This window comes from Mucilaginibacter sp. SG564 (genome assembly GCF_013149275.1).
Classification (GTDB): domain Bacteria; phylum Bacteroidota; class Bacteroidia; order Sphingobacteriales; family Sphingobacteriaceae; genus Mucilaginibacter.
Genome location: NZ_JABGNA010000006.1, coordinates 466,393 through 478,397, shown reverse-complemented (window position 1 = coordinate 478,397; position 12,005 = coordinate 466,393). Strand labels below are relative to the sequence as shown.

The window sequence follows — 12,005 nt, the reverse complement described above, 5'->3', positions numbered from 1 at the left end:
AATGTGAGTCACTAACCCGGAGCGAAGCATAGTTTACCCTGCTTCTTTCTCAATCAAATAATTCAATATAATAATTATGCTAATCTAAAGGAGCGCAGCGTGGCAATCCCTAAAATACAGAGCGGCTCTGTATAGTTAGGGATTGCTTCGTACCTCGCAATGACGCGTTTTTTATTTTTTAGATAGAAAATTAATTCTCCAACTTCTCCCCCCTCCCAACACCTGTAATTGTCCACCGGCATACATTAAAAATCAGTAGCTTTTATGTTCATTGTTGCCGCTGCAAAAAAATATTAAAAAAATGTAGATCAAAAGGTATTAAATTTGTTTAATAACTATTGAATTAAACAGATCTTAAACATAGCCCATGATCCACAAAAAATTTATACTGGGAATGCTAAGTTTACTCTTAGCATTTTCTTTTTCGGCCCGTTCCCAAAATCTATCTTCTTTTGACCGCGGCAGCTACGCCTTAAAAGGCGATACTTTACCTTACCGCTTACTGTTCCCCAAACATTTCGACCCTAACAAAAAATATCCGCTGTTATTTGTACTGCACGGTGCGGGTGAACGTGGTAATAATAATGAGTCGCAATTAAAATATGGCCCATCGCGCCTGTTGCAGGACAGTGTGCGCGAAAAATATGAAGCCATTATAGTTTTCCCGCAGTGCCCGGCCAACAGCTACTGGTCAAACGTACAGCAGGAAACCGATCCTGCTACACAAAAACGCAAATTCGTATTCCAGGTAAATGAACAACCCACTATAGCTATGCAATTACTCATGGGGCTGGTCGACCAGTTTTTGGATAAACCTTTTGTTGATAAACACCGCGTATATGTAGGCGGTCTGAGCATGGGCGGCATGGGCACATTTGAAATTATTGGCCGCGAACCCAAGATATTTGCCGCGGCCTTTGCCATCTGCGGTGGCGACAATACGCTGAACGCTAAAAAATACGCCAAAAAGGTACCGCTGTGGATCTTCCATGGCAGTAAGGACAGTGTTGTTCCGGCCGATCACTCCGAAGTGATGGTAGCTGCTATTAAGGAAGCCGGTGGTAACCCTAAGTTTACCCTTTACCCAGGCGTTGACCATAACAGCTGGGATTATGCCTTTAAGGAGCCGGATCTGTTTAGCTGGCTGTTTTCGCATAGTAAATAGAAGCTAACAATCTCTCCACGCGTCATTGCGGGGAGGAACGACGTGGCAATCCCCGATTAGCAGGGAGCCTCTGTAAAGTAGGGGATTATTAATATTGTTAATTGTTTTTTCAAGGTATTAATGAGCTCCCTACGGTCGGTTATCCACACTATGCAATCGCAATGACGCGTGGAGAAAACATACTATCAGTTATTCTTCAGTTGGCTTCGGCGGCGGGTTTTTTACATTAAACCTGGGCTTAAACCCAAGTTTGGGAGCAGGTTCTTCCGCAGGTGGAGGAGTATCCATTTTATCTTCCGGCTTTTCTTCTGGTGCCGTTTCTGCTTCCGCAGGTTTTGGTTTTCCCATACCTGGGTTAAACCTCGGTTTAAAACCTAATTTGGGAGTAGCGGGCTCGGCAGGTGTTGCAGGCTCTTCTTTTATCTCCGGTTTTACTTCCTGCGATTCTTCTGCCGCAGGCTCGCTTTCAGCAGGTTTTGGCTTCATCATGGCCGCGTTAAACCGAGGCTTAAAGGCTGGCTTTGCCGGAGTGTCGGCAAGTGGCGCAGTATTTTCCTCTTTCGCTTCGGGCTCTTTTGGTGATTCAGGCGTTTCCTCAGTTGGTTTCGGCTTCATCATAGCGGCATTAAAGCGGGGTTTAAATGCCGGTTTGGGAGCATCAGCTGGTGGTGTAGTATTTTCTTCTTTCGCTTCGGGCTTTTCTTGCGGCTCTGCGGTAGTTTCATCCGCAGGCTTGGGTTTCACCATAGCGGCATTAAAACGTGGTTTAAATGTCGGCTTTGGAGCGTCGGCTGCTAATGTAATATTTTCTTCTTTGGATTCGGGCTCTTTCTCTGGCTCTGTCGCCCCCTCTTCTGGCTTTGGCTTTACCATGCCTGGATTAAAGCGGGGTTTAAATGCCGGCTTGACAGTGGTTTGATCAGCAGCAGGTGTAGTTTCGTCTGCTTGGGTTTCCGGCTTTTCTTCTGTAGGTTTGGCAACTCCACCAGCCCTGAATTTGGGCGCGAACCCCAGTTTAGGTGATGGCGCCGCTTGCTCTGTAAGGCTTTCGGTAATGGTTTGCTCAGCCAGAGGGTTCTCTATCCTTACCTTTTCTGTTTTTATTTCTGGTGCGGCCGGGAACTGTCGCCTGAGTTTATTGAACCAGTATTTTTTGGTATGGTCGAAACTTTTTTCGCCCATTTGCTCAAAGTGCGTTTTAAATTCAGAAAACAGCGACCGCTCACCCTGTTCAAGGGCCACCAGATCGATCTTCTTTTTTTTAAAAAACTCTTCGAAAGTCATATTCTTTTCAGACTATTAGAAACAAGAATCAGGAATCAAGATAAATATGGAGTTCGTCTTGATTCCTGACTCTTATCTCTTGCTTCTATTTTAAAAATTCACGTCCAGATCAAGTTGATTAAAGTGGATGCCTTTATCGGTTTGTTTCCAGTCATCCCGCTCCTCGTCGGTAGCGTTCATCAGTTTCGGGAACCATTCCAGCGGAAACGCCTGTTGCTTGCCATCCGGTTTTTCGACAAAAAGCAAGCCGTTGGCAAAAGTTACTTTTACCTTTTTTTCTTCCTTACGTGAACTGAATAGAGGCATTTTTTAATTAAAAAGTTAAAATTCAAAAGTCAAAAAGACGTCGGCTTCGCTTGGTTCGCGATTGCTTCGTCGCCCCTCCTCGCAATGACATATTTTTTATTTTAAAGCCCTCTCCCTTTAGGAGAGGGTTGGGTGGGGCTTACTCCGCCATATTGTGATAAACCGCCTGTACGTCGTCGTCCTCTTCCAGTTTATCTATCAGTTTCATGATATCGGCCACCTGCTCTTCGGTAACTTCGTGGAATGATTGCGGCACGCGCTCCAGTTTTGCCGATTTTGGTTCGATACCCAGTTCCTCCAATGCTTTTTGCATTTTACCAAAATCCTCAAACGCGGTATGGATCACACCAATGTCTTTACCTTCTTCATCGGCCTCCACAAAAAGCTCTTCCAAACCGGCATCAATCAATTCAAATTCCAGCTCTTCCAGGTCGCGGTCGCCCGGCTCAAAAGTAAATACCGATTTGCGGGTGAAAATAAAATCCAATGAACCGGTTTTACCTAACGAACCACCGGTTTTGGTAAAATAGCTGCGTACGTTGGCTACCGTACGGTTGGTGTTATCGGTAGCGGTTTCCACCAATACGGCTACTCCGTGTGGTGCATAACCTTCGTATACAATTTCTTCGTAGTCTTTTTCGTCGCGGCTCACGGCTCTTTTTATAGCAGCCTCCACACGATCTTTTGGCATGTTTACCGCTTTGGCATTTTGTACCGCGGTGCGCAGGCGCGAGTTGGTCGTAACATCACCACCGCCTGCTTTCACGGCCATCACAATCTCTTTGCCTAAACGTGTAAACTGCACGGCCATTTTGGCCCAGCGTTTAAATTTTCTTTCTTTGCGGAATTCAAATGCTCTTCCCATGTTTTTAGTTCATTGTTCATGGTTGATGGTTCATAGATCAACCTGAGTATTTATAACTGCTTACCCAATTGGGGTAAAGTGGTTAAATATAATATTTGTTTTATATAAGTTTCAAACCCTTAGCTTTTTGCTTTACGCTTTCGGCCTTTAGCTTATAGGGTGTTTTTTAAATTAGTTAACATATCATTGGCCATGGCCGCCAAATCATATTCCAGTTTCCAGCCCCAGTCTCTTTCGGCATAACTATCATCAATTGATTTTGGCCAGCTATCGGCAATGGCCTGCCTCGGATCGTTTTCGGCATAGCTGATCTCAAAATCCGGGATCTGTTTTTTGATCTCCTCGGCCAGTTGAGTCGGGGTAAAACTGATACCTGCCAGGTTGTATGATGAGCGGATGGTCAATTGTTCGGCCGGGGCATCCATTAAGGATATGGTGGCCCTGATGGCATCATCCATATACATCATCGGCAAAGCGGTATCAGCCGATAGAAAGCTGGTATACTTTCCTTTTTTTAGTGCCTCGTGAAATATATGCACGGCATAATCGGTGGTGCCGCCGCCCGGATTGGCCCGCCAGCCAATGAGGCCGGGATAGCGGATACTGCGCACATCGAGCCCGTATTTGGTAAAGTAATATTCGCACCAGCGTTCGCCGGCCAGTTTGCTGAAGCCGTAAACGGTGTTAGGATCCATTACACAATATTGCGGCGTATGGAACTGCGGCGAATTTGGCCCGAATACCGCTATAGAGCTTGGCCAAAAAACTTTGGCGGTTTTAAACTCCACGGCAAAATCAAGTATGTGGATGAGGCCGGTCATGTTCAAGTCCCAGGCCAATTTTGGTTTTTGTTCACCTACGGCCGAGAGTATAGCTGCCAGCAGGTAAACCTGTGTAGGGCGGTGTTTATCAAATATGTGGTGCAGATTGTCCTTATCCAGCACGTTCACCAGCTCATATGGGCCGCTGTGGCGTATGGCATAACCCGGATCATTGATATCGGATGCTATAACGCTTTCGGCGCCGTGTATCTTTCGTAAAGCAACAACCAGTTCTGTCCCTATCTGGCCGTTGGCTCCTATCACTAAAATCTTTTCGCTCATGTATTTTTGAGTTTAGGCAAAGGTAAAAATTTCTTGTTAGGAGAGTAGTTGATTAAGTTAGATTATGTGAGTGGTTAATTTGTGGTTTTGAATAGTTCGGGAGCCGCTCCTGGCCGGGGAGTTGATTAAGATCATTATTGGAATGAATTGTGGTTTTGAATAGTTCAAGACCCACTCTTGGCCGCGGGAGGGCCTTTACTTTGTGGCCACAAAGTAACCAAAAGGCTTTCAGCAGAGAGGCTTCTTTGCCGCACTTGGCCTTTGCCCTGCAAAGCAGGCAGAACCAGGGCTGCAATTATTTTGCCCTACTTCGTTCGCGCAATCCCAGCGGCGCTTCAGCAAAAACTTGCTATGCCCCGCAGCCGCACAAGCCACCATTGTTCTGCCCGCTTTCGCCCGAAGCTTATCTGCTGACGGGAAAAAGAAGGGAATCTTTTACAATATGTTTGTCATGCTGAACGGAGTGAAGCATCTATTAAACGGTATGCATTTTAAGAATAGATCCTTCGTTCCTCAGGATGACAAATGAGTTTAATCGAATAATGAAGAAATCATGTAATCCTACAATCCGAAAAATCATGGTTCAGACAAAATTCAGTAATTCACTAAATCACTAATTCAATAATTAAACTGCGATAGCAGCGGATACCGGTTTCGTGCCTAATGCCTGCAGCCCTATGAGCGGATAGCGCGGGCCGGAGGCAACGCCATATTGCAGATATGAGAATCAAGAGATAAGAATCAAGACAAAAGGGAAAACCAAGTCCATAATTCAATAAATTGATAATTCAATAATCATATAAACTACCAATCTGATAGATTAAGTTCAATTCCTCGAAAAAAAATCGCATATTTGGAGTTTAACATTTTAATATATAACAATTAAACAAAATGAAACCTCCGATGGAAGCTTCATTATAGATCAAAAACAAATAACAACAAAATGAAAGTCGCAGTAGTAGGTGCTACAGGATTAGTAGGCACCAAAATGTTGCAGGTTCTTGCAGAACGCAACTTCCCCGTTACAGAATTAATTCCCGTAGCTTCAGAGAAAAGTATTGGTAAAGAAATTACTTTTAAGGGTAAGCAGTTTAAGGTGGTTTCTGTTGAGGATGCGATTAAGATGAAGCCGGACGTAGCGATTTTCTCGGCCGGCGGAAGCACTTCATTACAGCAGGCTCCTTTATTTGCGGCCGCTGGTACAACTGTTATTGACAATTCATCGGCATGGCGCATGGATCCTACCAAAAAACTGGTGGTGCCCGAAGTAAATGCCGATGTATTGACCGCTGATGATAAGATTATCGCCAATCCGAATTGCTCTACCATACAAATGGTTGTGGCTTTAAAACCACTGCACGATAAATACAAAATTAAACGCGTAGTAGTTTCTACCTACCAATCGGTAACCGGTACCGGCGTAAAAGCTGTCGACCAGTTATTTAACGAACGTAAAGGTATCGACGGACCGAAAGTTTATCCTTATACTATCGACCTGAACGTGATTCCGCAGATTGACGTTTTCACCGAGAATGGTTATACCAAGGAAGAAATGAAAATGATCCTGGAAACCAAAAAGATCATGGGCGATGATAGTATTAAAGTTACTGCTACCACTGTACGGATCCCGGTTATGGGTGGTCACTCGGAGTCGGTTAACATTGAGTTTGTTAACGATTTTGACCTGGCCGAAGTACGTGAGTTGCTGGCTAAATCGCCAGGTATTGTTGTGGTTGACGATCCTGCCAACCTGAAATACCCGATGCCGCTTGATGCGCATGATAAGGATGAGGTTTTTGTAGGCCGTATCCGCCGTGACGAAACCCAGGACAATACCCTGAACTGCTGGATAGTATCAGACAACCTGCGTAAAGGTGCTGCTACTAACGCCGTGCAAATTGCCGAGTACCTGGCAGCTGCGCATTTGATCGGTCAGCCGGTTGAAGCATAAGTAGAATAATTTAACTTAGATAATATTTTTAATAGGGATGATCGGTTGATTATCCCTATTTTTATTGCCGAATGTTTCCCATGAAAACCATTAAGCTGATAGTTGTTTTCTGCTGTTGTTTAGCTTCAGCCCGTTTGTTTGCGCAGAATAGCCCGCAGGCTATTGAAGGCGATCTGCTGCGGATATTGAAGAAAGTAAACTATTACGGCGCGCACAAAAAGGAATGGAAAGCGATGGACTCGCTGCTGAAGCAAAACAAGATCTTCGCTGTTAAGCTCAAGTATTATGCTTCCAAATATCCGGCTACCATTAACCAGCCTTTTACCTCGCTGGTTAAAGAACGTTTGGTGATAGCTACTTCTGCCGATGGCATTTTCCGTACCTATTCCTGGAACACACAACTGGGCGTTAAAGGTAGCTTTGATATTTATAACGTATTGCAATACAAAAACGCAGGACAAACGGTTTCGCTGTTAAAAATGGATACTATTGGTAAAAAAGGATACGTGTCCCTCTGGTACCCCAAAATATACACTTTTGCTACTGCCGGCAAAGTCTATTATTTAGCTACCTATAATTCGGTTTATTCGGCTACAAAAGCCGGACAGGGCCTGAAAATATTTACTATTGATAAAGGAAAGCTCATCAGTAATCCACCACTGATCAAAACGCCGACCGGGGTGTACAGCCAGCTGCATTATGATTTTGATGTGAGCTCCATAGCCGACTGGCCATCATACCCGGCCATTTATTTTGACAAAGCTACACAAACTATCCGCACGCCACTGGTTGACTATAATCATAAAATGACCCATAAACTGATCACCTATAAATTCAACGGGCGCTTTTTTGAGAAGTTAAAATGATAACTTAGCCAAATGATATCCTTTGCTCACCGTGTGTTTATGGAAGTGGCTGCTAACCTGAGTTTCAGTAAGGCTGCACAGGTGCTGTTTATTACACAGCCTGCCATCAGCAAACACGTTAAGGCGCTGGAAGATCAATATAAAGTACCCTTGTTTGAGCGTAAGGGTAACAGCATTTTACTTACCGATGCGGGTAACAAACTCAACGAATACCTGCAACAGGCTACCGAAATTGAACGCAAGATAGAGTATGATCTTTCGGTGCTCAGTAATTTGTCTCAGGCGGCGGGGCATTTGCGTTTGGGAGCCAGTACTACCATCGCCCTGTATATTTTGCCTTCTATACTTTCGGGCTTTCAGCGCGAGTATGCCAATGTGGATGTGCAACTGGTGAACCGAAATTCAGAATATATCCTGAACGCCCTGCTTAACCATGAGGTGGATATTGGCATCATCGAGGTGGATAACAAGCTTACCACGGTATCTTATACGCCATTTATGAGCGATGAGGTGATACCGGTATGCTCGGCTAAAAGTCCGCTGGCGGGTAAATCGCTTACACTAAAACAATTGTTAAAAACGCCATTGGCGGTACGGGAACGCGGTTCAGGCACATTGAATGCGGTGTTAAAATCGCTTTCGGCCCTGCATATCAAACCGGCCGATCTATCGGTAAAGATCCGCCTGGGTGGTACCGAGGCTTTGAAAAACTTTCTCCTGGCCGACCAATGCCTGGGCTTTATGCCGCGCCCGTCCATCATCCGCCAATTGGCCGAAGGTGACCTGGTAGAAGTACCCATTGAAGGCCTGAAGATCACCCGCGATTTCTTCTTCATCCGCCGCAAGGGTACTGAGGATTATGGTCTAACCAGCAATTTTATCAATTTCGCCCTGGGGCATAAGTAGCCCTTCACCCGAGCCCTCTCCAAAAGAGAGGGAGCTAAAACCAGTACTCATTTGTAACCAGCACAAGGCAAAAAGTGGGTTTACATGGTTTACACTTTTTAGGGTCAATACAATCACAAAATATTCATAGTCAATAAATTAAATCAAATAGCATCCCATAAACTGGGTTTACATGTAAACCATAAAAAATGACGTTAAGTAGCCGTTACCTGTGACTACTAACGGACATAGGGCGGAGCTCTCCTTTATTTTCAAATAACAAAAACCATCCGCCATTCCACCTGTAATTATATTATACTTAATTTTTATAATTTAAAATTAAATTAATATTTATTATGGCAAGTTTGAGTAACAGAAAAGTAGCGATCCTGACTGAAGAGGGATTTGAGCAGGTAGAATTAACAAGCCCTAAACATACACTGGAAGCAGCCGGTGCAACCGTACATGTGATATCGCCCAAAAGCGGCACTATTAAAGCATGGGATAAAACCAACTGGGGTATCGAGATAAATGTAGACCGGCAATTGAGCGAAGTTAGTCCGGATGACTATGACGCGTTGGTATTGCCCGGCGGTGTGCTCAATCCGGATAAACTACGGCAAAATAAAGATGCGGTAGCCTTTGCGTCGGCATTTTTAGATGAAGGTAAACCTGTAGCCGCTATATGCCATGGCCCGCAATTATTGATAGAGACTGGGTTGATCAAAGGGCGAAGGTTAACATCCTACCCTTCGTTGCAAACCGATCTTAAAAACGCCGGAGCCGATTGGGTTGATGAAGAAGTGGTGGTTGATCAGGGCCTGGTGACCAGTCGCCGACCGGCCGATCTGGATGCGTTTAATCGCAAGGCCATTGAGGAGATAGGCGAAGGTGTACATCATGACGCTTGATAAGTTAACTTTATCCCTATAAATAAAGGCGCCCTTGATAAACAAGAGTGCCTTTTTAATTTCAATACTTATCATTTAACTTTGGGATAATAAATGTAATAAATCATGCTATCGCTTATCCCCGTAAAATATCTGTTGTCATTAGGATTGTTCCTGCTGGCATTAAGCTTTTTTGTTAAATTCATATACAAATCCGAATCAGATGCTCTGGATGGCTTTTTAAAAGGTATTAGCATAGGCATATTACTTTTATACCTTGGCCAAAGTTTAAACAAACGTAAGAAAACAATAACCGATAAATCCTGTTGAGTATTTATACAGGCTTATGATGCCGAGTTTGTCAACCGGGCACGCTGTGAAGCATGTTCCATAATCATTCAGGACAAATTCAGTACAATAACCTAACTGGGGGTAGAATCATTCGTGATTCTGCCCTTTTTTATGACATACGCCAATAATAAAAGTTGCCTCCTTCAGAGGGATATATAGAGAGGGCTTTTTTATCTTTACCCTATGCCTGTAAAAAAAGCGTTGATCATTGGTGCCGGTATCGCCGGTATTGCCACAGCCATCCGGTTGGCAGTAAAAGGTTACCTGGTTGATGTTTTCGAAGCCAATAGTTATCCAGGCGGCAAGCTATCCGAGTTTGAGCAAGATGGCTTTAGGTTTGATGCCGGGCCCAGCCTGTTCACCATGCCGCATTATGTGGATGAGTTGTTTGCCCTTGCCGGTAAAAACCCGCGTGATTTTTTTAATTATGAACAACTGGATGTAGTTTGCCGGTATTTTTATGAAGATGGTACCAGCCTGAATGCTTATGCAGATCAGGAACGTTTTGCTGCAGAGGTAAGTCAGCAAACTGCAGAGCCCGTTAATTCCGTTAAAAAATATTTAAAAAACAGCGCGAATATCTATAGTATTACCAATCATGTTTTTCTGGAGCGATCATTACATCGCTTAAAAACCTATTTACAATGGGATACGGTGCGCTCTGTTTTCAGGTTTCCGCAGATAGATGCCTTCCGTGCTATGCACACCGCCAATCAACGTTTTTTTCAAGATAAACGCCTTACACAATTTTACGACCGCTACGCCACCTATAACGGATCAAACCCTTATACCGCCCCGGCTACCCTGAATGTGATCCCGCACCTGGAGCAGCATTATGGGGCCTATTTCCCGCATGGTGGTATATATAGCATCGTGAGTAGCCTGGTAAAACTGGCTGAATCACTGGGGGTAAAATTTCATTACAACGCCCTTGTTGAAGAAATCGTCCTGGAAAAACAAATTGCCAAAGCCATCAAAATAAAAGGAGAATTGATACCCGCCGATATCATCGTATCCAACATGGATGTGTGGTTCACGTATCACAAACTGCTAAAGCAACATCCGCACCTGTTTCCTAAAAAGATATTGAGGCAGGAACGCAGCAGCTCGGCCCTGATATTTTACTGGGGTATCAAGAGGCAATTCGCGCAGCTAAACCTGCATAACATCTTTTTCAGTAAGGATTATAAAGCTGAATTTGATCATATCTGGCAGCAAAAAGATATTTACCACGATCCAACAATATACGTTAACATCAGCTCCAAATACAAGCCCGATGATGCCCCGCAAGACTGCGAAAACTGGTTTACCATGATCAATGTACCCGCCAATACCGGGCAGGATTGGGAAAGCCTTATCAGCACCGCGCGCCAAAATATAATAACCAAACTGAGCCGCCTTCTGGGCGAGGATATCAATCCTCTGATCCTATCCGAAAGTATCCTCGATCCACGCAGTATCGAAAGCAAAACATCATCGTACCAGGGCTCGTTATATGGCACCAGCTCCAATAGCCAGTTCGCGGCATTTTTACGGCATGCCAACCGGTCGTCGGCCATCAAAAATCTGTATTTCTGCGGCGGCAGCGTGCATCCGGGCGGGGGTATTCCGCTTTGCCTGCTTTCGGCCAAAATTGTAAATAATTGGATTGGTTAATTAATTATTGAATTAGTGAGTTGATTTTTCGCTTTTGCCTTGATCCTTGTCTTTAATAAGGGCGTTACCTTCGGCCCGGGCTATCCGCTCATACTGCACAGGCATTAGTCACCGGCCGGTATCCGCTGCTAACGCAGTTTAATTATTGAATTAGTGAGTCAGTGATTTCTGAACCATGATTTTCCTGATTAATGGATTGGTAGGATTTCTTTTTATAGCGCAACAGAACCTTTGATCAATTTTTCTTTTTCCCGTCAGCAGAACAGCTTCGGGCGAAAGCGGCAGAACAATGGTGGCCAAGTGCCATTGGAGGGGCATAGCAAGTTTTTGCTGAAGGGCGGGGTAAGAGCGAACGAAGTCGGGCAAAATAATTGCAGCCCGTGGTTCTGTCCGGTTTGCAGGGCAAAGGCTTTGTGCGGCAAACAAGCCTCACTGCTGACTTGATTTATTCGTTGTTGTTTGTTTTTTATTGGTACTCATTATCTCGCTACGCTCGGTCTTGGTTACTTTTGTATCAAGACAAAAGTAACAGCTCCAGCGGCAATTGAGCGTTCTACGACTTGCATTATTCGCCCTGTACGGTATAGCGATTATTAATTTTTTTAATTGTTTTTTATAGGTATTAATGAGCTCCCTCCAGTCGGTTGCCTTCGTAACCTCGCAATGACGTGTGGAAAAGGAAG

General features: G+C 44.4%; 11 protein-coding genes. 7 read left to right on the top strand and 4 right to left on the bottom strand.

Features of this window, described 5'->3' with window-relative positions; genetic code table 11:
* The first annotated feature begins 367 nt into the window (after nt 1–367).
* A complete protein-coding gene (locus FHW89_RS16545; RefSeq protein ID WP_172336160.1) occupies nt 368–1,165 on the top strand; it encodes a prolyl oligopeptidase family serine peptidase in 798 nt (265 codons plus the stop codon).
* A gap of 189 nt (nt 1,166–1,354) precedes the next feature.
* Here FHW89_RS16545 and FHW89_RS16540 read toward each other — a convergent pair whose 3' ends face one another.
* The 4 genes from FHW89_RS16540 to FHW89_RS16525 form a co-directional block, all read right to left on the bottom strand.
* On the bottom strand, nt 1,355–2,449 hold the full coding sequence (locus FHW89_RS16540) for a hypothetical protein (RefSeq protein ID WP_172336159.1): 1,095 nt from the start codon (nt 2,447–2,449) through the stop codon (nt 1,355–1,357).
* Nucleotides 2,450–2,539: 90 nt separating this feature from the next.
* A complete protein-coding gene (locus FHW89_RS16535; RefSeq protein ID WP_172336158.1) occupies nt 2,540–2,755 on the bottom strand; it encodes a DUF2442 domain-containing protein in 216 nt (71 codons plus the stop codon).
* A 139-nt stretch (nt 2,756–2,894) separates the two neighbouring features.
* Nucleotides 2,895–3,620 carry a YebC/PmpR family DNA-binding transcriptional regulator gene (locus FHW89_RS16530; RefSeq protein WP_172336157.1) on the bottom strand — a complete coding sequence of 242 codons (726 nt, stop codon included), beginning with the start codon at nt 3,618–3,620 and terminating at the stop codon, nt 2,895–2,897.
* A 152-nt stretch (nt 3,621–3,772) separates the two neighbouring features.
* Nucleotides 3,773–4,723 carry an NAD-dependent epimerase/dehydratase family protein gene (locus FHW89_RS16525; RefSeq protein ID WP_172336156.1) on the bottom strand — a complete coding sequence of 317 codons (951 nt, stop codon included), beginning with the start codon at nt 4,721–4,723 and terminating at the stop codon, nt 3,773–3,775.
* A gap of 943 nt (nt 4,724–5,666) precedes the next feature.
* Here FHW89_RS16525 and FHW89_RS16520 point away from each other — a divergent pair.
* The 6 genes from FHW89_RS16520 to crtD all read left to right on the top strand — a co-directional run bounded on the left by FHW89_RS16520 (nt 5,667) and on the right by crtD (nt 11,322).
* Nucleotides 5,667–6,674: an aspartate-semialdehyde dehydrogenase gene (locus FHW89_RS16520; protein ID WP_172336155.1), complete on the top strand. Its 1,008-nt coding sequence runs from the start codon at nt 5,667–5,669 to the stop codon at nt 6,672–6,674.
* Nucleotides 6,675–6,754: 80 nt separating this feature from the next.
* Entirely contained in the window at nt 6,755–7,540 is a 786-nt protein-coding gene (locus FHW89_RS16515) for a hypothetical protein (protein WP_172336154.1), read from the top strand.
* Nucleotides 7,541–7,552: 12 nt separating this feature from the next.
* Nucleotides 7,553–8,446 (top strand): LysR substrate-binding domain-containing protein, encoded by an 894-nt coding sequence (locus tag FHW89_RS16510; protein ID WP_172336153.1) that lies wholly within the window; start codon nt 7,553–7,555, stop codon nt 8,444–8,446.
* Between the two features lie 335 nt (nt 8,447–8,781).
* Nucleotides 8,782–9,336, top strand: coding sequence for a type 1 glutamine amidotransferase domain-containing protein (locus FHW89_RS16505; protein ID WP_172336152.1), 555 nt, complete (start codon nt 8,782–8,784; stop codon nt 9,334–9,336).
* 105 nt (nt 9,337–9,441) lie between these two features.
* Nucleotides 9,442–9,645, top strand: coding sequence for a hypothetical protein (locus FHW89_RS16500; RefSeq protein WP_172336151.1), 204 nt, complete (start codon nt 9,442–9,444; stop codon nt 9,643–9,645).
* Between the two features lie 204 nt (nt 9,646–9,849).
* Entirely contained in the window at nt 9,850–11,322 is a 1,473-nt protein-coding gene (gene crtD, locus FHW89_RS16495; protein WP_172336150.1) for a 1-hydroxycarotenoid 3,4-desaturase CrtD, read from the top strand.
* Nucleotides 11,323–12,005 lie beyond the last annotated feature (683 nt).

Bases quoted from the DNA above. Each gene is read 5' to 3' on its own strand.
- FHW89_RS16545 (WP_172336160.1), top strand. From the start codon at position 368: ATGATCCACAAAAAATTTATACTGGGAATGCTAAGTTTACTCTTAGCA.
- FHW89_RS16540 (WP_172336159.1), bottom strand. From the start codon at position 2,449: ATGACTTTCGAAGAGTTTTTTAAAAAAAAGAAGATCGATCTGGTGGCC.
- FHW89_RS16535 (WP_172336158.1), bottom strand. From the start codon at position 2,755: ATGCCTCTATTCAGTTCACGTAAGGAAGAAAAAAAGGTAAAAGTAACT.
- FHW89_RS16530 (WP_172336157.1), bottom strand. From the start codon at position 3,620: ATGGGAAGAGCATTTGAATTCCGCAAAGAAAGAAAATTTAAACGCTGG.
- FHW89_RS16525 (WP_172336156.1), bottom strand. From the start codon at position 4,723: ATGAGCGAAAAGATTTTAGTGATAGGAGCCAACGGCCAGATAGGGACA.
- FHW89_RS16520 (WP_172336155.1), top strand. From the start codon at position 5,667: ATGAAAGTCGCAGTAGTAGGTGCTACAGGATTAGTAGGCACCAAAATG.
- FHW89_RS16515 (WP_172336154.1), top strand. From the start codon at position 6,755: ATGAAAACCATTAAGCTGATAGTTGTTTTCTGCTGTTGTTTAGCTTCA.
- FHW89_RS16510 (WP_172336153.1), top strand. From the start codon at position 7,553: ATGATATCCTTTGCTCACCGTGTGTTTATGGAAGTGGCTGCTAACCTG.
- FHW89_RS16505 (WP_172336152.1), top strand. From the start codon at position 8,782: ATGGCAAGTTTGAGTAACAGAAAAGTAGCGATCCTGACTGAAGAGGGA.
- FHW89_RS16500 (WP_172336151.1), top strand. From the start codon at position 9,442: ATGCTATCGCTTATCCCCGTAAAATATCTGTTGTCATTAGGATTGTTC.
- crtD (WP_172336150.1), top strand. From the start codon at position 9,850: ATGCCTGTAAAAAAAGCGTTGATCATTGGTGCCGGTATCGCCGGTATT.